Origin of the sequence: Sphingobacterium tenebrionis, assembly GCF_037126265.1 — a bacterium.
In the GTDB taxonomy this organism is placed as follows: domain Bacteria; phylum Bacteroidota; class Bacteroidia; order Sphingobacteriales; family Sphingobacteriaceae; genus Sphingobacterium; species Sphingobacterium tenebrionis.
Window position 1 is genome coordinate 16,911 of the sequence record NZ_JAYLLN010000004.1, and the last position, 24,627, is coordinate 41,537.

Consider the following 24,627-nt stretch of genomic DNA (forward strand, 5'->3'; position numbering starts at 1 on the left):
AACAGAAGATCTAAAACCAACCATGTTCCTACGTTATTTAACCTCGCTAATATTAGCCTGTTTGGCCTCCCTATGCTTTGCTCAAGGGCAAAGCATACAAGGCTACCTGATCGACAAGCAATCCGGAAAAGCCATTCCTTCCGCCAGTATCCTGCTGAAATCAGCAGAGAATAAGATCTTGGCCTTCAAACAGACCGATAGCAAAGGTTATTTTCAACTGCAGAACAATGCCGCAACAAAAGGAAGTCGGTTAGAGATCAACCACCTAGGCTATAAAAAATTTAGTATGTCCTTGTCGGAAGTAACACCTGCAGATCAATCCAAAGAACAACCTGACCTTAAAAATCTAAAAATAGAGCTGGAACAGAATACCACCCTCCTGGATTCCATCATGGTCAAATCCCGACCGGCGATCCAGCGTATCGGAGATACCATCAGCTACAACGTGGATAGCTTTGCCAACGAAATGGACCGTTCCATTGGGGATGTGCTCAAAAAATTGCCCGGTATGGAGGTTTCCGACAATGGAAACATCAAATTCCAAGGAAAGTCCATCTCCCACCTTTATATCGATGGAGATGATCTCCTGGAAGACCGGTACAACATCGGAACCCGCACCATTCCATACAAAATGGTCAAGGACATCCAGGTATTGCAGAACCATGAACACCTCAAGGTCCTAAAAAACAAGAAATTTACGGATGCTGTAGCCCTTAATCTGGTCATCAAGGATGAAGCGAAAATGAAGATGACCGGCGAAGTGAAATTAGGGGCTGGAATTCCCAAACAATACGATGCCGAACTCAACAGCATCCTTTTCAACAAGAAATTTAAGGTGCTCAATGTGCTACAAGGGAACAATGTAGGTCGCGATCTGGAACAGGATTTCACAGGCTTCAACAGCAATTCCATTATGGGAAAACTTGGCCGTACCGCCATCAACAACCTCCTCTCCCTGGGAACAGTAGGACCGCCAATGCTGGGAAAAGCCAATTACTTCCTGAACGACCATGCCAGCCTGAATGCCAATAACCTGGTCAACCTGAAAAACGACTGGCAGTTGAAATCCAATATCCAATTGATGTTGGGTCGCGATGAAAACCATTTCGAAGGTACCAATACCTACCTCACCGAAAATGAGCAGTTCGTTCTTCAAGAGGTCCAGGATAAGGATAACGAACAGTTTATCAGTTCCTTGAGGTTTACGGCCAGCATGAACAGTAAGGATAAATACATCAACAACATTTTGGCCCTCGAATACAGGCAGGATGAAGGTATGGCGGATATAATGGCCAATAACACGAACAACAGCGGTAGACTGAACGAAAAGATAAAAGGCTTTTCCAATCATTTCTTCTATATACCCCAAACCAAAAAAGATAATCTCATAGAATTGGAATGGTACCTGGATTATGGCAATAAACCGCAGACTCTTCGTTTAACCCCTGGTGTATTTGCCGATCGCTTAAACAATAACCTGCCCTACGACGCCAGCCTCCAATTTGTGGAAGTGCCCACCCTATTTTCCAGGGCAAATCTAGGCTACCGCATCCCAACCACCAAGATCCGACAGAGTTATAGACTGGGCGCTATCCTCGACAAACAGCAGTTCAATAGTCGATTAGAAAAGGAAATAGAAGGCAGCAGCATGGCTTTCCCACAGGATTCCCTAACTAACCAGATGGACTGGCAACGGTATAGCCTCTCTACAGAAGCGGGATACGATTGGGAAAAGAAACGTTTGGCAGTAACATTGACCTTACCCCTCATGCTGCAGTTCACCCACTTTGCCGACCCGAATTTTGATATCAACAATAAACAACAGCAGCTGCTTTTCCAGCCTTCGCTGAATGCCAAATTGCGGGTGGCGTCGGAGGATGAGCTGAGCTTAGGTATCCACCGTACCAAATCTTTTGGAAATATCGACAATGTATACCGGGGAATCGTCCTCCGCAATTACCGCAGCCTGTCCAATAACTTGGCCGGACTAGCCGAATATGAATCCCGGTCTGCCAATCTGAATTACAAGTTCAACAGAACATTGAAGATGTTCTTCATGAACGCAGGAATCAGCTATTCCCAGAATATCTCCTCCAACATCATATCCAACGAAGTGGGAGAAAACAGCACCAATACCCAATTGTTGGACCGAGAGAACCAAGTCAATTCCCTATCCACCAGCTTTGGGATCGATAAGTACATCTTCAAATGGGCAAGCTCCCTAAAAGTCAATGCCAACTGGAGCATGACCGACTACAACCAATTGTTCAATCAGGAGCTCCTCCCCTTTAAACAGTACAGCTATAGCTTGCGGACCCAGGTGGAAACCAAGATCTGGAAGAACCTGAACCTATCTTACTTCGGTTTGGCGAGCTGGTCGGATAATCAAGCTGGATCAGGCGATGGAAGCCTCGATCGAACCTCCTTTAATGTCAACCAATCCGTTGGATTGCCAGTATACCTCTTCAAGGGATTGACCCTGCGCATCACGGCGCGGCACCTATTTAATCAACAGGAAGGCTTAAAAGATATCAATTATGTGTTTTTGGATGGATTTGCAAGATATCGTTTTGCCAAATGGAAGACAGATCTGGAATTGAACATGACCAACCTCGCCAATGTCAAATCCTTTGAAACCTATTCCATCAGCGCTAATAGGCAGAGCCATAACCTGTATCAGCTCCGGGGTAGAATGGCGGTGCTAAAGGTGATCTTTAATTTCCTATAAAACCAAGTTAGAAAAGGATTCGGTTATTTGTTCAAAAAACGATTATTGATTATTGTTGGCCAAAAAGGAAATATCCTGAATCTCCAGCACATGTTTATTATACCCATGCAACGACACATTGATCATGGCACGGCCAACTTCCGCTAAGGTCAAAAAGTAGGTTTTATTGAATGGACGCAGGAATGGGTACAGAAATTCGATGACCTTAAAAGCGCCCTTTACATTCTTGGCCCCTTTGGTTGGGCCCATTATCCCAGGCCTAAAATTATACACCGCCCGAAATGGCAAACGCATCAGGTCATTTTCTGTTTTCCCCTTCACCTTCGCCCAATTCACCCTGCCCTGTTCCGAACTGTCTGTACCTCGGCCAGAAACATAACAGAAAACCATCTCCGGATTGATAGCTACCAAATCCTTGGCGAAATTCAAGGTCAATGTATAGGTCAGGCGGAAATACTCTTCCTTAGACATGACCACCGAGGAAACTCCTGCACAAAAGAAGCAGGCATCATACCCCATCAATTCCTCTTTGATGCTGCTTAGGTTATTAAAATCACTATGGATCAGTTCCTTCACCTGCGGATGATCGATACCATAAGGCTTCCGATTCAACAATAAAATTTGTTCTACATTTGGGTTCTGCAAGCATTCCAGCAGTACTCCGTCTCCAACCATTCCTGTTGAACCTGTTATAATTACCTTGATCTTCATCTAATCTCCTTAATCTTCCTCAAATTTCCATAATCTGCAGCCTAGGTATATACTACATAAATTGTTCCATTTATGTATCTACAGGCCTTTCCTTAAAACATAAAATATATCTCCAGCTTGGGAAAACAGATTTAAAAATTTAAACCTCGGCTTAAGCCTATCGAAAACATTAGTCATATCATAGCAAAGAGTGCATCATTTTTAACTTCCAACAGGTAAATTAACACCCAAAAGAATTTTTTATAAATTATTTTTTTATTTTTCTATGATAATTTTAGACAGCCTTTATCTTTGCTGAAAATTAGTAACCGTAATTTTGGAATTTAAACGTAAAAGAGATAAAATAAGCGACAATGTGGGTAAAACCATCATGATGTTGTTCGTGTTGGTTATTGTGGGATATATCTTCCCGTTTCGCTACGCCTTATATTGCCTCCCAATCAGTATAGTCATCATATTTATCCGAAACAATCTCCGATTCACTTTCTCCAAACTGATCTATATCAAGCTGTTCAGCACCTTTGTATTTGTCTACCTACTCTTTTTGCTCACGATAAGCATCTCCCCTTACCTCAAGATTCAGGAATTCAAATGGTCACATCCTAGCTGGAAAAAGAAAGAAGTGGAAATCCTAGACCTGGAACCCCATCATTTTAGAGGCTTCAAAAGCAATGGTCATGCTTTTGTGGAGATTTGTTTTCAGAGCAGGACCAATGGAAAAGAATATAACCATATCCAACAATATACCTTAAAACGATATTTCCCTTTCTGGGACAAGCGGAGTACCAGCCAAAAGAAACAGGAGACACTGCTGATTGCGGAAAAAATGTTGGTCGAGAAATCCTATAGCTGCTTGGTCAATTCAAAAAACCCAAACCAAGCGATATTATTCCTGCCCATTTCCTATATCGATCTGCGCAGCTCTGTTTTCTATCAGGTACTGAGCAGTTTTACCATCCTAGCCGCCCTTTTCTTTATCTTCGCATCCATCCTCATCTACCTGCTGACCATACGCATGGCCAAACACAAGGCTTCGGAAAAGCTCTATGAAAAGCTTTTACGGAAAAAAGAGATTTCTTAACATACATCAATGTGCAGCTTTTTTTCCTGCCCTATCTTTGTTGCAACAAACAAAATCAAAAGAAAAGTATTTATATCATTTAAAAAAGAAAATATTATGGCAACTTGGAACTTAGACCCAGCACACAGTGAAATTGAATTTAAAGTAAGACACATGATGATCTCTACCGTTAAAGGTCAGTTCACCAATTTCGACATTACCGTTGAAAATGATGGTGAAGGGCTTGAAAACGCAAAAATTTCGGTAGACATCAAAACTGATTCCGTAAGCACCAACAACGAACAACGCGATCAACACTTAAAAAGTGAAGATTTCTTCGGTGCTGCTTCCCATCCTTCGATCACGTTCGTTTCCACGAAAATCGTGAAAGAAGATGAAGAAGAGTATAAATTGACTGGTGATTTGACCATTAAAGGAAATACAAAATCTGTAACATTTGATGTGGAATTTGGTGGTACAAGCCAAGATCCTTGGGGCAACCAAAAAGCAGGTTATACTGTAACCGGAAAGATCAACAGAAATGATTTCGGTTTGACTTGGAATGCGGCTTTGGAAACTGGTGGTGTGATGGTAAGTGACGAGGTGAAGTTCCAAGCAGAAGTACAATTTATTTTAGCTAATTAATGATTTAAAATTGGCTGATCGACAATATCTACCATTAGCTGATTAATATCATTCAAAACTAAAAACAAAGGGGCTGTCCGATACGGATGGCCCCTTATTTTTTGGGTTGGCTTCGAAGTGAAACCATACTGAAAGTAATGTGAAAGTATGTTTTTACTATGTTTTATATACAAAAACATGCTTTATGGTTGCTTTAACCGTGTTTTTAGAGTGAAATTAACCTTGGTGGTTGGTGACTGTCTCATTTTTTTGATAATATACGTTTGTATAGTTGATAGGCTGATTGTTTAAACAACAAGTTAAACAAAATATCGCTTAAAGGAAATAAAATAACCTTATATATCTATTTTTTTATTAACATTGTACCATCTATTAATCGTACGTTATGAAACTAAAATCAATTACCTTAGCCTTAGCTGCCCTATGTTTGAGCAGTATGGCATTTGCACAAAATCCAAATACCCATGAAGAGGGTCCAAGAGCACAGACCATCTATTTTGAGGTTTTAGGACCTGGGATTACCTATTCCGTAAACTACGACACGCGTTTTCAGAACACACGTAATGGTTTTGGTGGCCGTATTGGGGTCAGTTATTTAAATATTGACGATGAAGGTGTATTTACATTGCCTGTAGGATTAAATTACCTATTGGGTAAGAACAAACATTACTTTGAGATGGGCGTAGGTGCTACTTATTATAATGTTTCCTGGGATGAGCAGAATGATCCGAACAATGAATTGTTATTTATTGAAGGAAATAGATCCAGTATGGTGGGGAATTTGACTTTCGGATATCGCCTTCAGCCGGTAGATGGCGGATTTAATTTCCGCGCAGGTTTTACTCCGACGTTTGGTAAAGGTTTCTTTATGCCTTATTTTCCGCATTTGAGTTTAGGGTATACTTTTTAAAAAATTTCCCGTCATTGCGAGGAGTTTTCGTCATTGCGAGGAGGTACGACGAAGCAATCTTTCGATTAGTTCAAAGATTGCTTCGTTCCTCGCAATGACGTATGGCTAAAACCTCACCGCATCCAAGCCCTTATCCACCAATATCCCATCCAGCATCTTCAAATTAAATTTCAAAGCTCGTTTGGCTTTCAACTTAATAACAAAAATATCCCCTGAATCAACCTTCAGCGTCTCCTGATTTCCTACATTCACAAAAGTCGGATATAACGCCTTCTGACCATTCGTATGCAATCGATCATTCGTCATATTATCCATCTGCTTCACTAGCATATTCTCAATCCCCACATACTCATAATCCTGCGAACTATAAGGGAGTGCAAAGCTCAACGCATTAACCCCAACAAGCTTATTCCCTTTCACATGGATCTCCACGATTTCATCCTTCGCATAATTCACTTTATCCGTACTGATACTAATAGAACCACCTAATTTCTCTTCCGAATTAATCTCTACTCCCCCATCCAAACGCGTTGCCACATTCGAAATATCATAAGCATCGATCAAGCCATTCTTATTGATATCCCCATTGCTCACATAACCTTCAAAATCCGCATCACCTTGTCTCAAACCTGTATAGTTAAGATAAGAAGTCAAATCATTCCGATCGATCAAACGGTCATTATTAATATCCCCCGGACGGTAACTCTCTGTTCCAGGAACTTTGAACACATACAATTCCCTACCCGATCCAAATCCGCCAACCGCATCGCTGATTGCCAATTTGATAAACCTTGCATTCGGTTTTTCCGAGAACACAAACTGCTTTTCGCTATCATTGTTTTCCCAGTTGATATCCCCTGCTTCCGTCCAATTCTTCTTATCCGAACTGTAATACACCTTTCCTTTCAACAGAATTCCATTTCCACGGCCAGATCTCGGCAAATAATGGAACTTATCCAATTGATTAAAGGAGTTCAGATCAATGATCATATCAAATGGAACCGCTTTCTGACCCCACTTAGTATGCCACATGTTCCCCTCATCAAAATCGAACAACCTGTTCACCCCTTCTGACCCCTGGTTAGGCACAGAAGTACTCGCCGTAATACCAGTAATCGCAAATTGCAATGGATTCGCTTTGGTTTTCTTTTGGAAATCCTTCCAATCCGAAACCCCATCCTTATTCACCGAACGGATCTTAAATTGATAATCCGTTTCCGCTTTCAGCCCATCAAACAACAAGGTACTGTCCTGAATATGTGAATACAACATATCCTGAAAACTGATCTCGTAATAATCTGCGTTATTCACCAAATCCCAGGTTGGGCTCAGCGTATAAGCTTTGGTATTTGCCTCGCTGACCTGCACACGGGCAGGTGCCGCAACAGCACCGGTAGATTTCAGGAAGGTATTCATAGGTTGAAAAACATACCCTTGGATCTCCGTAGAAACTGCCTCCTCTTGCGTATTCACCTTCTCCACTTTCACATGGATCAATGGATTCTTGATGATGGCCACTTTTTCAAATTCACTTCCTTTGGTCGCAAATTGATTCAGATTCGGACGCTCCTCATAAAAATAAACATTCGTACCGCTACTGAAATCCTCCAAGTTGTTCACTTCCGTTAATTTCACCCTTTTTTTGCCAATAAAAGCCAAAACTCTTTTCGGTTTAGCCGTAGCATTTACCCTAAATTCCGTCGATCTCTCTGCAACAAAATCCGGATATTCACCAACCGTCGGGTGTACAGTGATCTTGGCCTTGCCCTTATCATCCAGCTCCGAATCGATACAGGTGGTCACCCCTTGTCCATACAGATATGCCTGCGTTGCCCCATCATCATCGTACTCGTTGAAGATGGTTTTGCCGAATGGATAGACTTCATAGATCCGATGATCTTTCTTGATCTCCTTGACATTATTGTTCGGATTGGTCAATGGAATAATGGCGCCACGCTTCACAAAAACAGGCAATTTCCAGATCGGTGCCTGGTAATTGTTCACAATACGATTCCCTGCAAACGTTTCACCAGAGAAATAATCCACCCATTCCCCTTCCGGCAGGTAAATCCCGTTCCGGATGTCATTCCCCAAGGTATCTGCCTTGGTCTCCTGATAGATCGGAGCCACCAAAATATTTGGTCCGTAAAGGAATTGATATTGGGTAGATGTTCCTAAGGTATATGGATTAGGATAATCCAGGAACATGGCGCGGATCATGGGTTTTCCGTCCAAAGCTTCTTTGGCAATACTATAAGCATAAGGCATAAGTTCCGATTTCCATTTCAGGTAATGCCTATTGATGGAAGCTACCGGTTCGCCCAAGGCATGCGGATATTTCTCATTGGATCCCCAACCGTCCATATTCAATTCCATTGGGGTAAAGGTTTTCCATTGGAAGTCGCGGGTATTGACGGTTTTATTTTTCCCGCCGAAGATACCATCCATATCCGAAGTAATATTCGGCTGTCCGGATAAACCGGAACCAATATAGGTTGGAATATGGAAACGGATGTATTCCCACACCCCGCCAGTCTGGTCACCGGACCAGATTCCGGCATAACGTTGGGTTCCGGCCCAGCCATCCAAGGAGATGATAAATGGTCGGGCATCATTGCCATAATAAGGCATGATATGCCCCACATCGGCCACACCATTCAATCCGAAGGAATATCCAGCTCCAACCCAGGCCACATCCGTTTTCAGGACGCGAACACCGGCATCACGCACCTCTTTCACGATATCACGCTGCAATAAGGCTCCAATGGAATCCTTTGGATGTAGATCCGATTGGGTCCAAAGACCGATCTCCACCCCATGCTGACGTGCATAATCCCCAAATTCTTTCAGGTTTTGGATATTACCATCCAAGGTTTCGGTCTGCCCATAACCCGCTCCATAACCATCGTTCGGAAGTACCCAACCCAATGGCATATCATGGTTCTTATAGCGATCAATCACCGCTCGCGCAGAAAATTGATAATTGTTCTTTTCTCCATTCAAGGACTCTTTCGTTCCGCCCTCATTCTTGGAACTCTCCTTATACCGTTTACCATCTTCAAAAAGAATCCCTTTTTCATCTTCCTTCCAAAAATCGCGGTTATACGCATTCAGATGGCCTTGGTAGAATCCAAACTTTGGAATCAAAACCGGATGGCCAGTCAATTGATAGAAATCGTTCAATAAACCGATCGGTGAATCACTCACCGTAATGAACGCATCCAGGTAATTGGTTTCATGGGATAGGTTGACAACGGCTTTCTCTTTGTTCCCGAAGTCGTATTTTCCCTTTTTGAAGGTGTACCACATAAAGCCATAGCCTTTGGTTGACCAATAGAAAGGTGTTGGCGAAGCAACTCCCCCATCTGTCCAGCTGTTGGTGTTTTCGATCAGAATGGTCTTTCCTTTATGGGAGAACCTGCCGTTCTGCACCCCACCCCCATAAAAATATTCATCCGGGTTTTCCTTGAATTTCAAGACCACCTGCTTCTTATCGAAAGCGAAAGCGGCAAGGGATTCCAAGACCAATTGATTGTTCTTTTTATTATAAACTTTAAAGGTGGTTGTTTTTTTATCGACCTCAATCTTCAGTTCTGCTGTTTCGATGCTCGCTACGTTGGCATCAGATGATACTTGGAGTTGGTTCACGGATTTCCTAGGATTATCGACCAGGATCTGGGCTTCAGGTTTTGCCTGCGGATCGCGAAGGATTCCGCCATGGTTGTCCTGAAAGATCCGAAAGATGTTGTTCCCATAAAAATCCAAAGCAATACGCTGCTTATTGGATAATAATAGCTCTACCGTTGTTGGGTTTATCTTACTGATGGAAACAACCGACACGCTATCCTGCTGTTGGATATGTTGGGCTATAGGTTCTGAAAATGTAGTCGCCATGGATGGACCAGCAAAAAGCAAGGAGATTGCCAATGCCCAGTACATCTTTGAATGTTTGTTATGCATATAATACGATCAATATTTTAATTCTGTCTGCTGTTTATGTTTAATCGTATGTTTTAAAAAAGGTTTTTAAAGGTAGCAAATTCGGGATAAAAACAATTCAAGCCTATTAAGAAGTTACAAAAACTTTGTGGATTAATTTTTGTGTTAGAGAAAGGAGCTAATTATGGAGAACCAAGAAAACGAAAAGAGATATAAAGCATTTATTAGCTACAGTCATGCAAACAATCAGGGGGAAGGGCGCAAATGGGCAGACTGGCTACATCATGCTTTAGAGACCTATGAAATCCCGGAGGATCTCATCGGTAAGAAAAATAAGGCCGGACAGGAAATTCCGCGGCAGATCTACCCTGTTTTTCAGGATGAAAAGGAACTTTCAGCAAGTTCCAGTTTGAGCAATTCCTTGACCTCTGCCCTGGACAATTCCGAATTTCTGATCTACCTCAGCTCACCCCGCTCGGCGAAATCCACGTATGTAAGGGATGAGATCCGCTATTTCAAGCAAACGGGAAAATCCAAACAGGTTATGGCATTGATCATCAGTGGAGAACCCGAATACGGAGAGGTTCAGACCGATGCCCAATGTTTCCCGCCAGAATTGAGATTCCATGTGGATGCCGATGGGAAAGTGGATGAAACAAAACCGGAAGAGGTGTTGGCAGCGGATGTTCGCATCCCCCACAGCCAAGAAGAAGGTTTTACCTCCGCCGAGGCGCTAAGAAGGCAACTGCACGATAATAATGTTCCCCAACAGCAGATCAAAGCGGAAGTGGAGGAATACAAAAAGCGGTTGGATTTGGCCTTGTTGAAGATCATCTCCGGCATTTTAGGGGTTCCATTGGGCGAATTGACCAAGCGCGACCAGGCCTATCAGATGGAGAAGATGAAGCAAAAGAACCGCAACATCAAACGCATTGCTACAGCGATCTCGGCCTTGGCCATCATGGCTATCATTGCTGGGATATTTGCCTGGAACCAGCGAAATTCTGCCTTAAGGAATCTGGCGAAATCACTTTATACCTCTGGCATCAATAAATTGACCGAAAGCGAATATGGCGATGGAGCCGCATATATTGCTGAAGCAACCCGCCGTGGGGATGAAAGCGCCAAATTATTTGCCAATTCCATGCTGGCCGTACAAGAGGATCTGACCCTGATGCCCAATATGAACTATGGGAATCTGCGATTCAGCCCGAATGGTAAATGGCTCGTTGGATTTGCCAATGTAGGCGGGTTCAAAAATGTACTACAGGTTTGGGATGCCGTAAATAGAAAGTTCCATAAACAGGTGGATAGCATTTATATCAATCAAATCCGATATCCTTTGTTCGATGCGCAGCAACGGGTCTATGTTACAGCAAAAGATCGGAACAATATTGTTCGCTATGATATCGAAAAGGATAAGGAGGAATTACTCCGAGCGAATCAGGATTCTAGTTTTGTTTATAATTTAGCGGTTTCGCCAAATGGCAAATACGTTATTTTTATTGTTAAAACGGCATTCTATTTATTGGATACAGAAACCAAGTCGGAACAATTAATATGGAATATGCCACAGTATGGTGCCAACAGTGCTTATTTCTCCAGCAATTCTAAAAACTTTGTGTTAAGCCATACTCTAAACAGTGATTTAACAACGGTTAAATTCTTTGATATCCAAGCTGGGAATGCCAATGAGCTGACCGAAAAGCCCTTAAATTCCAGTATTGCAAAAGCAACCTTTTCAGACGACGGGAACCAGATTTTGGTCAATAACCTGGATGGATTATATGCCTATAATTTCAGCACTGGGGCTTCCTGGGCTAGTTTAAGGCCTATCAATGGCGCAGGTTATCAATATGCTGGTTTTGTAAACAAAGAGCTTTTTGCAGGGAGTGGAAATTCCATAAGCCGATTGGATCCCAACTCCGGTAGGGTATTGAAAAGCAGCCCCCTACCGGAAAACCTATTCTACCTTTCCAAATTGAATAAGATCATCGAAAATGACCCATCTAATCTGGATTTTACTTCTCCTGATTGGACCCAAACTTTGGTCAGCAATAATAAACAGACTTTTATTGAAAATGTAAAGGCATTGCCGTTGAACCTTGCCCAACTGTTTGGGCCAAAGGACATGAAGATTTTCATTCCTGGGCTGTTAGAAAATGAAGCCTTGATCTCCTATAAAAACAAAAAGCAGATCGATAAGATAAACTTGGACACCCAGGAAAAGACCGAAGGGTTTATCCGGATACCGGAAGTAATGGAAACCATGATGGTCCTTTATAAATCAAAACATATTTTGGTAAAGGGTTCCAGCGGAAAGACCTACATATTTGATGCAGCAACCGGTAAACAGAAAGGAACACCTTTTGCAACCCAGGCCAAACTTTATCTATTCAATGCCGATCAAAGTCAGGTGTTGACCCGAACTTCGCAAAACAGTTTCGCTGCTTGGGATGTAGCTACCGGAAAACAATTATTAACCTATGAAGAGAGTAAGCCTTTAGTTGGTTTTTCGGTTTCATCAGATTTTAGCAAAGCGATTATCGTAGAACCTGGGAAATGGAGAGTAATCGATATTGCCAGCAAAAAGGTGCTTAAGGAAGGTAAGGAAAATTTAAGTTCTGGGAAGTTCAATCCCGCAGGAAAACATTTGGTTCTGGTGGAAGGAAATGGTAATACCCAGGTGTTGGAAACCCAAAACTTCCAACCCATCCTTAAATTGAAAACGATTGAATTCCCATTTATCACGTTTAATAACAAAGGTAATGTCATGGCCATTTCGGAAGATGCCAATCATATGCGGTTATGGGATCTGGATAAAAAGAAATCCTTTGGCCAGAACATCCGGGTCAGCAAAACTTCCACGAATTTCCATTTCACCGAAGATGACCAACGTATCATCATTCAGGATGACACTGACAACCTGAACTATGTTGTAAAAGTCATAGATGCCAAAACGGGCAATATTTTGACCATGCCCTTTATCAACCAACGTTTTGATAGAATGTACATCATGCCAGGCGACAAGAAGATCATGACCTGGACCAGCCTGATGGAAGGCAATAGCATTAATATCTGGGAAATCCCTGGATTGGTCGATATCAACAAGGATAAACTGGCGAATGATTTGGAATTGTTCTATGGGAAGAAATACGATGAAGAAACCGGCTCTATCCTTCCTTATGTTGGCAATAAAGCCGATTTCAACACTTGGTATTTCGAGGATCCTTATACACGGACAGTTTCGCCAAACTCCAACAATAATATCTTGGATGTGCTTCGAAAGAACTACCCCATCAAGAACGATGCGAACCTGCAGATCTTAGGGGTGGCCTATAACCATCATCCCCTATCCCGAGCCATGCTGGCGGCACATTTTTCAAAGCATCCGGAACAGAAATACCTTGGAAAAAGATTGTTGGCCGTCACGGAAATCCAATTAGCAAAAATCAAGGATAAAGGCTTGAAGACCGAAGTGGAAAACCTGTTGAACGAAGCAAAACAGAACCTGAACAAATAGCAGCGAAAAAAAGATAACGACGCATGAAGTTAACCCGCAGACAGAAAGGCCTCCTAGGCATTTTATTTATCATAGCCATGATCATTTTGTCCTGGATAGGATTGGCGAAGTATTTTCCGGAGAGTAATGTGCTTCGGTATATACCGGACCGCATCTACCGCATCATCAAGATCGTTTTTGGTGGGGATCCCTCGGCAAGTTCCTTGGAACCAGATCATGTTCCCTGGGAGTTGATCCTAGTCAAGATCGGCAGTATTTTCATCCTATTGTTTGGGGCATACAAGATTATCCAAAAGGTCTTTTCGGAACAGCTGAATTTATTGAAGGCTTCTTTAAAAAACAGGCATACCATTTCGGTGGGGATTTCGAAAAAGGGAAAACAGTTATTGCATAGCGTGAAGAAAGACAAACAGGAAAAGGCAATCGCGATCGAAAAGGAATTGGAACATGTAAATAGCAGCAGCATCAAAAAGGAAGGACATCTGCTCATCAATGGGAATGCGGAAGATGAGCTGACCTTATTGGAGGCGGGCATCCGTAGAGCTTCCCGATTGATCGTTTTTCTGGAAAACGAACAGACGGTCATCGAAATCGTTCAAAAGGTGCAGGAAATCTTGAAGAAGAAACCTTCGGATCAGTTGTTGAAATGCTACATCCACCTTCGGAACCCGCGGTTGGTGGATCTGTTGAAGAATGCCGGCCTCCGGTTTGAACGCAGTAATATGGAGCTTCATTTTTTCAATATCCATAAGATGGTCGCTCGTTCATTTTTCAATCGAATTCCTCATTTGGTTCGGGAACAACAGCTGGAGTTGAACACCTTGAAGCAATTGGTTTTTATCGGTTATTCTGATTATGCCAAGGCTTTGATGATTCAGGCCTTCCGGATCTTGCACTTCGATCCCCAACAAGATTTTAGGATTTTGGTCTTTTCGAACAATACAGCAGCAGAGCAGCTCATTTTTGAAGAACAGTTCCCTAAGGCGCATCATATTTTTGATTATTCATTTGTTCCGTTCCAGGGATCGTTCAATAACGTCTTCCAGGAATCGGGATTATTGGAACAAGGGAATCGGAGTTTGGTTATCCATGCCGATGCGGATGATCAGACCAACCTCAACCTGGCATTGGAAATGTTGGATCGGACCAAAGGTCAGGACTTCCCTATTTTCTGTCTGAATACCGAGGGTGATGGCCTAAGGTCATTGATTGCGCAGGAAGAGGAACTGAAGCGGATTCAGTTTTTTGGAAATATGGAGGAGACCTGTCATATCGAATTTATTACCGGCGAAAAACAGGATCGATTGGCACAGGCCATCCATGATGATTACAGGAAATTATTGGCTGGCACCGAGTCGGAGAGTGCAAGTTATACTTCGGATTGGCTGACCTTATCGGAAGATGCGAAGGATGCCTCCAGGACGCAGGCTGATCATATCATCTATAAATTTTTGCTGACAGGTAAACCTTTGGTTGATCCAGATCCATCCAGATTGGATTTTGAAGGGGATGAGCTGGAAACTTTGGCCATGATCGAACATAACCGTTGGATGGCACATCGCTATATCCAGGGATGGGATTTTGGCGAAGTGCGGGATGATCAGTTGAAACTTCATCCCTCTATGATCCCTTGGGATATCCTATCGGAAAGTGAGCGGCAAAAGGATCGCGATACGGTGTTAAGGCTAAAAGAGTTGATGAAAGTTTAATATCTTTGGGAGCATGAAGGAGAAGACCAGAATATCTTTGGAAGCATGAAGGAAAAGACCAGCTTTCGGGTTCCTATCGTGTTGAGCATTGCAGGCTTTGATGGGTCTGCAGGTGCCGGCATTCAGGCCGACAATAAAACCATCGGTTCATTGGGCTGTTATGCTGTTAATGTCCTTTCGGCTTTACCCATCCAGAATAGCCTAGGTGTTAAATCGGTCTTCGCCTTACCCTCTGCTATTTTCCAACAACAGCTTATTTCGATAGTTGAAGATTGTTATCCGGATGTGATAAAAATCGGGATGTTGTATCAGGCGGATGATGTTGCTTTCTTAGCGGAATTTTTGCAGGATTATCAGGGTAAAGTGGTGATGGACCCGGTGATGATCAGCAGTAGTGGGCATAGGCTTATGGAGGAAGATTGTTTGATGCGTGTAAAGCAGGATATTTTTCCTTTAGTGGACCTGTTGACCCCGAACCTTCCCGAAATATCCTATTTGTTGGGAGAAACGGTTAAGGAGTTGGCCGACATGGAAAGTATTTCCTCTGCGGCCTTGGATTTGGGTGCTAAAGCAGTGCTATTGAAGGGGGGGCATCTGGATTTGGATGTGCTTAGTAGTATGTTGGTACAAAAGGATAAGGATGTGAAGATTTTTGAAACGGAAAGGATAGAAAGTCGGAATACGCATGGGACAGGTTGCACACTTTCATCGGCCATAGCTAGTTATTTGGCACTAGGCGAAGATTTGGAAACGGCTTGTGAAAAAGGGATTGTTTATACGCACAGGGCAATTGCTACAGCGGTAGACCTGGAGATCGGAAAGGGAAATGGCCCATTGAACCATGCCTTTGATCCGAAGAAATTAATAAAGATTTAACCTGTTTTTCTTATACAAGCTGATTTATAAGTTTATTTACTTCATTCACTACCTCTAACGTGTGGAAATTGTTAATTAATCATGATTTTTTTAGTAAGTATAGGTTTGGATTTCCTTTGTTACAATTGAATAATAAAACAGGAAATATCGATTATTTTACAATTTTGAACTAATAAATAATTTAATGGGCGCAAATTGAACACAATGTAGCTTTTTCATTATATTATAAGAAAAATTATGTAACAAACTCCTATATATTACATCTTAATCGAAGAATTTTAGTAAATTAGGTAAACTTTTAATAAAAGTATGAGAAACACATTTTTGGCAATGGGGGCCATTGCGTTGATTTCTTTTAGCGCTTGTACCTCCAATAATAAAAAGCAATTTGAAACGAAGGACACTTCGGAATTGGTATCTCCGGATACGACAGCCACTGCTCATGCAGATCATGCGCACAATTCGCAGAATTCCTTGGATTGGAATGGAACCTATAAAGGGGTTGTTCCTTGTGCGGATTGTCCGGGAATAGAGACGACCATTGTTTTGAATAATGATGAGACGTTTAGTTATACGGGTGTTTATCAGGAAAGAGATACCAAGGTGGAAGATACCGGGAAGTTTATGTGGCATGACAATGGAAGTGTGGTGCACCTGATGGGTAAGGAAGTGAACATGAAGTTGAGGGTCGGAGAAAACAGGTTGTTTTCTTTGGATCAGGATGGGAAGCCTATTGAGGGACCATTGAAGGATAAGTATATCCTGGAAAAACAATAAAGTCTTTTACACTAACAATTAATAATGAAAAAGCCGGAGTTCTCCGGCTTTTTTGGTTTTATTAGGCGTCAATGAGGATGTTTTTTGCGTCATTGCGAGGCACGAAGCAATCTTTCGATTAGTGTAAAGATTGCTTCGTACCTCGCAATGACGATATAGTCGCAATGACGATGGATTGCTTCGTCGTACCTCCTCGCAATGACGCAATCCCTACCCCCGTCTCTTCAAAATCCCTTTACAAATATCCCCTACCAATCCCGGGCCCTCATAAATAAACCCGGTATACACCTGAACCAAACTCGCTCCAGCATCCAACTTATCCAACGCATCCTGCGCTGAATGGATACCACCTACCCCAATAATCGGGAAAGCCTTCCCAGATTTCTCCGACAAATACCTAATCACCTCCGTAGAACGTTTCGTCAATGGCGCACCACTCACTCCCCCAGCCTCTTTGACCAATTCCGCATCACTCCTTAACCCTTCCCTGGAAATCGTCGTATTCGTAGCAATCACTCCCGCAATCTTCGTATCCATCACAATCTCCACAATATCATCCAGCTGCGAATCCGTTAAATCCGGTGCAATCTTCAACAAAATCGGTTTCTGCGAAGCCTTCTCCAGATTCAATTGCTGCAAGGTGTTCAGAATATGCTTCAATGGCTCTTTCTCTTGCAAATCCCGTAATCCAGGCGTATTTGGCGAACTCACATTCACCACAAAATAATCCACATGCTCATACAGCGCATGGAAACAATAGATATAATCATTGACCGCCTCTTCATTAGGCGTCACCTTATTCTTTCCGATATTCCCCCCAATGATAAGCCCATTCCGATCCTTCAGATGTTTCAATCGTTCCGCCGCCACATCTGCTCCCTGATTATTGAAACCCATCCTATTGATCAAGGCCGAATCGTTAACCAATCGAAACATCCGTGGTTTATCATTTCCCGGCTGTGGCTTTGGAGTAACCGTACCGATCTCAATAAAACCAAATCCCAACTTCGCCATGTCCTCAATATACTCCGCATTCTTATCGAATCCTGCAGCTAAACCCACCGGGTTCTTGAAGGTCAATCCGAATACCTTGGTCTCCAATCGCGGATCTTCCACGCTGTAAAGCGATTTCAACAAGGCCTTAGATCCCCAGATTTTATTGAATACATGAAGCCCTCCGGTCACCGTATGATGCGCCTTCTCCGGGTTCATTGAAAAGAAAAATGGTTTTACGAGCTTATACATACCTGCAAATGTAGCCAAAGATGGAGAAATATTCATTACTTTTGCATCCGAAATGATATCTATAAATAACTTAACATTCGAAATTGGAGCACGTGCATTGTATGATGAAGCAAATTGGCACATCAAACCTGGAGACAAAGCGGGTTTAATCGGAGCCAATGGGGCTGGAAAATCAACCTTGCTGAAACTCATCGTGGGCGATTATGCGCCGACCAGTGGTAGCATTTCCATGGCCAAGGACCTGAAGATCGGTTATCTGAACCAGGATCTATTGTCCTACCATTCGGATAAGAGCATTCTGCATGTTGCCATGGAAGCTTTCGAGCGCCAGAACCAGCTGCATACCGAAATCGAAAAGTTATTGCTAAAACTAGAGACCGATTATTCCGATGATATCCTCAACAAATTGAGCGATAAACAGATGGAATTTGAGGCTTTGGATGGGTATAGCATTGAATTTCGCGCCCATGAGATCCTCGCCGGTCTGGGATTTTCAGAAGAGGAACAAAAACGTCCATTAGCTACCTTTTCTGGAGGTTGGCGGATGCGCGTGATGCTTGCCCGGATCTTATTGCAGACTCCTGATATCCTCCTACTGGATGAGCCTACCAACCACTTGGACCTTCCGTCCATCAAATGGCTGGAAACTTACCTGCAGGCTTTCGAGGGGGCAATCGTTATTGTATCCCATGACCGTTATTTCTTGGATAGGATCATCAATAAAACCGTGGAATCCCGAAAAGGAAAACTGACCATCTATGCGGGGAATTACACGTTCTACCTGGAGGAGAAATCCCTGCGGGAAGAGATTCAGAGTAATCAATTCAAAAACCAACAGGCCAAGATCAAGCAGGAAGAGCGTTTGATCGAGCGTTTCCGTTCAAAGGCCAGTAAGGCGAAAATGGTCCAATCGCGGATCAAAGCCTTGGATCGGATGGAAAAGGTGGACGAGGTGGATGATGACAACCCAGAAGTAAACTTCAGCTTTAAGTTTTCCAAACCTTCAGGCAGGCATGTCGTGACCATGGAAAACATTTCCAAATCATACCCTAACCTGGAGATTTTAAAGAATACCGATGCGCTGATCGAAAAAGGCGACAAGATTGCTTTGATCGGTGCGAATGGTAAAGGTAAATCCACCCTATTACGGATTGTAGCCGATGCCGACAACGATTATGAAGGTACATCCACCAAGGGGCACAATGTTTCGCAGACCTTCTTTGCGCAGCATCAATTAGAGGCCCTGCACTTGGAAAACAGCATCCTGCAAGAACTGGTGGCCTTTGCACCAAAACATACCGAAACGGAATTGCGTTCCATTTTAGGCTGTTTCTTATTTACGGGCGATGATGTTTTCAAGAAGATCAAGGTGCTTTCTGGAGGTGAAAAATCCAGGGTGGCCTTGGCAAAAGCCCTAACCGCAGATGCGAATTTCTTGGTGCTGGATGAGCCGACCAACCACTTGGATATGGCTTCGGTAAACATCCTGATCCAAGCGTTGCAACAATACGAAGGAACATTCATTGTGGTTTCCCACGACCGTTATTTCCTGGAAAATGTTGCGAATAAAATCTGGTATATCGAGGATAAAAAGATCAAGGAATATCCAGGAACCTATCAGGAATATGAGGCTTGGTCTGCTAAGCGGGTCGTGAAAGCGGAAGAACCTGCGGTAAAGAAAGTGAAAGAGGAACCGAAGAAAGTTAAGGCCGCACCAACGGAAGATAACAAGCGATTACTGCAGAAAAAGAACAAGGAATTGGCTGCTTTAGAGGAAAAGATTGCGCAACAGGAAATCTTGGTGAAGGATTTGGAGGTGGAACTGGCGAAAGAAGAAATTTACAGCGATGCTGTTAAATTGCAAGATCATACCCGTCGTTATAATTCCGAGAAAGCAAGCTTTGATAAACTTCAAGCTGATTGGGAGAATCTGGCGGAAGAGATCATGGAACTGGAAGGTTAATTTAAAAGGATAATTGGATGGATTTTTGATGTAGAAAATCAAAAATCCTCTTATGACCGAATACATTCCCTATATATTATCGCTATTTGTTGGTGTTGGGTTGGCCGCTGCAACTGGCTTTCGGATATTTCTACCTATCTTTTTCATTAGTCTGGGAACTTTCATGGGCTGGATTCCTGTGAATGATGCCTATGCTTGGATCGGAGGTCTACCTGCTGTGATTGCCACTGGAATCGCCACTTTGATCGAAATTCTTGCCTATTATATCCCTTATGTCGATAACGCGTTGGACAGTATTTCAGTACCATTGGCCACAGTAGCCGGTTCGCTTTTGGTGGCATCCCAGTTTACGGAATTGAATGCTTGGACACAATGGGCATTGGCCATTATTGCTGGCGGTGGAACAGCAGCCACTATCAGTTCGGCACTGGCCGGTACACGTGCTGCATCTACTGGAACAACCGCGGGAATCGCCAATCCCTTGATCTCTACTGTAGAGACTATCTTCTCGACCATCATGAGTATTTTCGCCGTTTTCCTGCCTGTACTTGCGATTATCATCGTGCTAATCCTGCTGTATTTGGCTTTTAAATTCGGCAAGAGACTGATGCAAAAATTAAGACCGGGTAAAAAGGCTATTTCTTAAGGAAATTTCAAAAGGTTATTTCTTAAAGCTATTTCCTAAGGGCATTCCCTCTTCCTTCCGGAACATATTCTTGCTTTTTTATGGGGCTGTAATTCACCCAGCAATAAGAAAATACCGGCATCAGGATAAAGAACAGGAATCCTGTGGTGAAATTGAATATATTTCCCAGGATGATGCTCAATAGGAAAATCAGAATCGGATATCCGAACAGCAATACCCCAAATAGAAGGGAATCATAAAATATGCTGCCTTCCGTCTTTTTCTTGATCTGTTTTTTCACCAATTGGTAGAACCAATTATGGGTATAATACCCAATCTGGGCAGGGATTTTCATCCATACTTTTTGTTGTCTTGTCTGGCTGAGCGTCAGAAATTCGCCTGTCAGGTTAAATTCCAACTTCTCCCGAAGATCCATCATGATTCTCTCGGTTTCCACCTGGTTAGGTCCGGAAAGGTAATTGGTGGAGTCGATCGGCGACATGCCTTCGATGGACACCGCTTTAGGTACTTCATCAAAGGAACTATAACCCAAGGCGTAAGGCTGAATCTGTAAGGGAATATCCCGCTGGATTGCCCTTTCGATCAACATGGTCATGCCTTTGAACATAAAGGGCTGTAAGGTCAATTGATTTCGGGATACGCCTTCCGGAAAGATCAGGATCTTGTTGCCCTTACTCAGTTCCTTCACACATTCATCCATGGTAAAAGCATTCATGATATCGGCTTGCTCATCGTCGTTCCTTTTGTAGATGGGCAGCATAAAGAAGGTCCGCAATGCCCAATTGGCGATCGGTTTTTTAAAGGCATCCCCACGTGCAAGAAAAAGGATTTCTGCTGGTGAGTGTACAGCAATCACCAAGGCATCAAAAAAGGAATTGGGATGATTGGATACAATCAACGCAGGATTCTTCTGGTCGACGAATTCCAGGTTCTTGATTTGCCATTCTGTGACATACCAGTTCAATCCAAACTTAACAAAGGATTTTAATAGTGGGTATAGCATATAACTTTCCGTCTAACGATCTTTTTGTTGTTACACAAAAAACACGCCTAAAATTGATTTTGGACTGGAAAATATAATGCTAATCTTCTTTCATGGACTCGGTGATCTTGTGGATGTTCAAGCTATTGGCCATCGCACTGAAAATCTGATGGTAGGTTCCATGTTGATCGAACAGTTCTTCATGCGTTCCATCTTCCACAACCCTACCCTTTTCCATCACAATGATATGCTCAGAATCAATGATCTGCGAAATACTATGGGAAACAATGATCACGGTTCGACCGACCTTGATCGCATCCAAGCTGTTCTTGATCTGCTCGGTGGCAATGGCATCCAGGTTAGCCGTAGGTTCATCCAAAAAGATGATTGGTGGATTTTTCAGGAACATTCGGGCGATGGCGATCCGCTGCTGCTGCCCACCTGATAACAGATGTGCTTCTGAATCGTATCCGTTTGGTAATTCCAGGATCTGCTGATGGATATAGGCTTTTTTTGCAGCTTCCTGAACCTCTTCAAAGCTGGCTTCCGTTTTTCCATAGCGAATATTGTCTTCTATACTGCCCTTGAAGATGTGGTTTCGTTGCAAAACCAACCCTACATTTTCCCTTAAAAAATCGGTGTCATATTCTTTAAGATCGACCCCATCCAACAGAATCTGTCCGGAGGAAGGCTCATAGAATTTATCCAAAAGATTGATGATGGTACTCTTTCCTGCACCAGATAATCCCACCAAAGCCGTATTCTGGTTCGGTTGGATGGTCATGTTGACATCGGTCAATGCCTGATGGCCATTCGGGTAAGAGAATGTGACATCCTTGATCTCGATCAGCCCGCGGATATGGGCAGGTTTATAATTTCCAGATGGTTCCTTTTGACCTTCATCTTCCAGGATTTCGAAGAAGCTCTCCGAATAGATCAAGGCATCATTGACCTCATCATAGATCCTATGCAACTGCCTGATCGGTGCTGAAACGTTGTTGAATAACATGATATGGAACATGATAGCCCCGATGGACATCTGCTCGTTCAATACAAAATAGGCCGTTAGGATAATCACGATAACCACCCCGATCTGCTCGACAAATCCTTTGATGCTATCAAAAAGGAAACTGGTCTTGCGGGTCGCCATCTGGTTCTCCGTCATTTCATATTGGATCTCTTTATGCCTTTCCGCTTCGATATCTTCCCTGACGAAAGATTTGATAACGGTAATGGAATCGATCAGGTTGATGATCTGGTTACTTTTGTTCTCCCGGTATTTCCGCATGTTCCTCCGAAATCCCGAAAGGCGGTTTGCCTGCATTTGGGAAACATAGAAATAGATGGGAATGATAAAAAGTCCTACTAAACCCACATAGAAATTGGCCAAGAACATACAGACCAAAGCGACAATCGCATTGGCGAACAGGGGCATGATATCGATGAAAAAGTTTTGGACCAATCTGGTTAGGGAACTGATACCGGCATCAATACGGGTCTGTAGTTTTCCGGATTCATTGATGCTCGAGGTATAGAAGGCCATTTTATAGGTCAGGATCTTATTGACAATGGCTTGGGAAAAGTCACGGGCAATCATGATTCGCAATTTCTCTCCATAGAACTTCTGACCGAACTGCACAATGGAATAGATGATTTCCTTTCCTAAAAGGATGGCTGAAATCACGCCTAGCAAGGACAAGCCCTGTCGGAGCGGGGTTTTATTCACCAATAGCTCGCTGATGGTATCGACAGTATATTTAAGGATAAAGGCATTTACCTGTGCGGCGAATGACCCTACCACCGTTAATAAAAGAGTATAAAAAATGAGGTTTTTATACGGTTTGGCAAACGGAAGAATTTTTTTGAACAGTTGTTTGATGGTCATATCTCATTAAACCTAAATTGACCACAAAAGTTTAAACAAGGGGCTAAAAACCTAGTATTTTACCGGGTAATTGCTCATAAATTCAAACTTATAGTCTTTATGTTGTTTCAAACTATCGATCAAACTGGTTAGCAAATGCTGTCCTTTCACATTTTGGAACATATCATCATGCATCAGCAACACCACATTATTGGGTTTTAAAGTTGATTTATTGCCCAACATATTTTTTATACGCGTATAGATCTCATTCACGGACTGAACAGGATTTCCTGAAAGCCCATTGATCTTCCATTCCACATCCCAACCGTAGATCTTAAATCCATTGATGCCCAATAGATCAGCTGTCTGACCGCCTGATGCGAGGTCGATTCTTCTGGTATCATCGAACAACCAGATGTTTCTTCCCGGCATGCGCACGATCTTATGGGTCAAACCCAGATCAGTTTCACACTTGGCAAAATCAGCATAAGCCATATCCGGGTTGGAATAAAAGGCATGAAAACGGTTTGCAGCATGCGTATAGCTGTGGTTATAGACTTCCACCAACGGGTTGTCTTTATACCGTTGAAGGTCATTCTTGAGGCGTTTGCTCATGTTGGCATGTCTCCCGACCACAAATGCATTCACTTTGGCATGTTTGAAGGTGGCGATGGAATCAATAGCTCGAGAACCGATCAAAGGTCCATCATCAAAAGTCAGGTAGATATGTTTTTCTTTTTTATTCAATTCGTTGTAAATACTATCCCTGAATCGACGTTTGGCAACTTTAGGATCAATCTTATTGATGGAATCCAATGCTGGGAAAGTGATTTTACCCCGGTTTAAGGAATCCAGGATATCCATAAGTTTTACCGTATCCTTTTTGGCAACCAGCTCTTCCTCTTCATTTTCTATTAATACGGAATCCTGAAGGTCATCCTTGGTGGAGCCAATAATATTATGACAGGAAAAAAGGGTTGTAAAAACAGAAATGGCGACTATACCAACAAAATACTTCTTCAACATAGCCAATGAATACGTTTAAATTT

Annotated in this window: 16 protein-coding genes; 10 read left to right on the forward strand and 6 right to left on the reverse strand. The window is 42.7% G+C overall.

Annotated elements, in window-relative coordinates; genetic code table 11:
* Positions 1–22 precede the first annotated feature (22 nt).
* Positions 23–2,728, forward strand: a complete 2,706-nt coding sequence (locus VJ786_RS02875) for a carboxypeptidase-like regulatory domain-containing protein (RefSeq protein ID WP_134776766.1) — start codon at positions 23–25, stop codon at positions 2,726–2,728.
* 42 nt (positions 2,729–2,770) lie between these two features.
* Here the strand turns inward: VJ786_RS02875 and VJ786_RS02880 are convergent, their stop codons facing one another.
* On the reverse strand, positions 2,771–3,439 hold the full coding sequence (locus tag VJ786_RS02880) for an NAD-dependent epimerase/dehydratase family protein (RefSeq protein WP_134776767.1): 669 nt from the start codon (positions 3,437–3,439) through the stop codon (positions 2,771–2,773).
* Positions 3,440–3,755: 316 nt separating this feature from the next.
* On the opposite strand from VJ786_RS02880, the gene VJ786_RS02885 reads away from it, so the two are divergent.
* The 3 genes from VJ786_RS02885 to VJ786_RS02895 all read left to right on the forward strand — a co-directional run bounded on the left by VJ786_RS02885 (position 3,756) and on the right by VJ786_RS02895 (position 6,054).
* Positions 3,756–4,520 carry a hypothetical protein gene (locus tag VJ786_RS02885; protein ID WP_099367668.1) on the forward strand — a complete coding sequence of 255 codons (765 nt, stop codon included), beginning with the start codon at positions 3,756–3,758 and terminating at the stop codon, positions 4,518–4,520.
* A gap of 96 nt (positions 4,521–4,616) precedes the next feature.
* Positions 4,617–5,144 (forward strand): YceI family protein, encoded by a 528-nt coding sequence (locus VJ786_RS02890; RefSeq protein ID WP_099367669.1) that lies wholly within the window; start codon positions 4,617–4,619, stop codon positions 5,142–5,144.
* A gap of 385 nt (positions 5,145–5,529) precedes the next feature.
* The gene (locus tag VJ786_RS02895) at positions 5,530–6,054 is read left to right on the forward strand and encodes a hypothetical protein (protein WP_099367670.1); all 525 of its coding nucleotides are present in this window, start codon (positions 5,530–5,532) and stop codon (positions 6,052–6,054) included.
* A 105-nt stretch (positions 6,055–6,159) separates the two neighbouring features.
* Here VJ786_RS02895 and VJ786_RS02900 read toward each other — a convergent pair whose 3' ends face one another.
* Entirely contained in the window at positions 6,160–10,014 is a 3,855-nt protein-coding gene (locus VJ786_RS02900; protein WP_134776768.1) for a TIM-barrel domain-containing protein, read from the reverse strand.
* A gap of 163 nt (positions 10,015–10,177) precedes the next feature.
* Between VJ786_RS02900 and VJ786_RS02905 the strand changes: the two genes are divergently transcribed.
* From VJ786_RS02905 to VJ786_RS02920, 4 genes are all read left to right on the forward strand, one after another.
* The gene (locus tag VJ786_RS02905) at positions 10,178–13,516 is read left to right on the forward strand and encodes a toll/interleukin-1 receptor domain-containing protein (RefSeq protein ID WP_134776769.1); all 3,339 of its coding nucleotides are present in this window, start codon (positions 10,178–10,180) and stop codon (positions 13,514–13,516) included.
* 23 nt (positions 13,517–13,539) lie between these two features.
* Positions 13,540–15,225: a RyR domain-containing protein gene (locus VJ786_RS02910; protein ID WP_134776770.1), complete on the forward strand. Its 1,686-nt coding sequence runs from the start codon at positions 13,540–13,542 to the stop codon at positions 15,223–15,225.
* A gap of 45 nt (positions 15,226–15,270) precedes the next feature.
* The gene (thiD, locus tag VJ786_RS02915; RefSeq protein ID WP_336557237.1) at positions 15,271–16,101 is read left to right on the forward strand and encodes a bifunctional hydroxymethylpyrimidine kinase/phosphomethylpyrimidine kinase; all 831 of its coding nucleotides are present in this window, start codon (positions 15,271–15,273) and stop codon (positions 16,099–16,101) included.
* 309 nt (positions 16,102–16,410) lie between these two features.
* Positions 16,411–16,878 (forward strand): copper resistance protein NlpE, encoded by a 468-nt coding sequence (locus VJ786_RS02920; protein ID WP_134776772.1) that lies wholly within the window; start codon positions 16,411–16,413, stop codon positions 16,876–16,878.
* 210 nt (positions 16,879–17,088) lie between these two features.
* Here the strand turns inward: VJ786_RS02920 and VJ786_RS02925 are convergent, their stop codons facing one another.
* Positions 17,089–18,123 carry a quinone-dependent dihydroorotate dehydrogenase gene (locus tag VJ786_RS02925; RefSeq protein ID WP_134778390.1) on the reverse strand — a complete coding sequence of 345 codons (1,035 nt, stop codon included), beginning with the start codon at positions 18,121–18,123 and terminating at the stop codon, positions 17,089–17,091.
* A gap of 52 nt (positions 18,124–18,175) precedes the next feature.
* Here VJ786_RS02925 and VJ786_RS02930 point away from each other — a divergent pair, with 52 nt between their 5' ends.
* Together VJ786_RS02930 and VJ786_RS02935 are read left to right on the forward strand one after the other, a co-directional pair.
* Complete coding sequence (locus VJ786_RS02930) at positions 18,176–20,086, forward strand: ABC-F family ATP-binding cassette domain-containing protein (RefSeq protein ID WP_134776773.1); 1,911 nt, start codon at positions 18,176–18,178, stop codon at positions 20,084–20,086.
* A gap of 52 nt (positions 20,087–20,138) precedes the next feature.
* Positions 20,139–20,732, forward strand: a complete 594-nt coding sequence (locus VJ786_RS02935) for a DUF4126 domain-containing protein (RefSeq protein WP_134776774.1) — start codon at positions 20,139–20,141, stop codon at positions 20,730–20,732.
* 28 nt (positions 20,733–20,760) lie between these two features.
* Here the strand turns inward: VJ786_RS02935 and VJ786_RS02940 are convergent, their stop codons facing one another.
* The 3 genes from VJ786_RS02940 to VJ786_RS02950 form a co-directional block, all read right to left on the reverse strand.
* Positions 20,761–21,735: a 1-acyl-sn-glycerol-3-phosphate acyltransferase gene (locus VJ786_RS02940; RefSeq protein WP_134776775.1), complete on the reverse strand. Its 975-nt coding sequence runs from the start codon at positions 21,733–21,735 to the stop codon at positions 20,761–20,763.
* A gap of 79 nt (positions 21,736–21,814) precedes the next feature.
* Entirely contained in the window at positions 21,815–23,599 is a 1,785-nt protein-coding gene (locus VJ786_RS02945) for an ABC transporter ATP-binding protein (RefSeq protein ID WP_134776776.1), read from the reverse strand.
* 51 nt (positions 23,600–23,650) lie between these two features.
* On the reverse strand, positions 23,651–24,604 hold the full coding sequence (locus tag VJ786_RS02950; RefSeq protein ID WP_245153293.1) for a polysaccharide deacetylase family protein: 954 nt from the start codon (positions 24,602–24,604) through the stop codon (positions 23,651–23,653).
* Positions 24,605–24,627 lie beyond the last annotated feature (23 nt).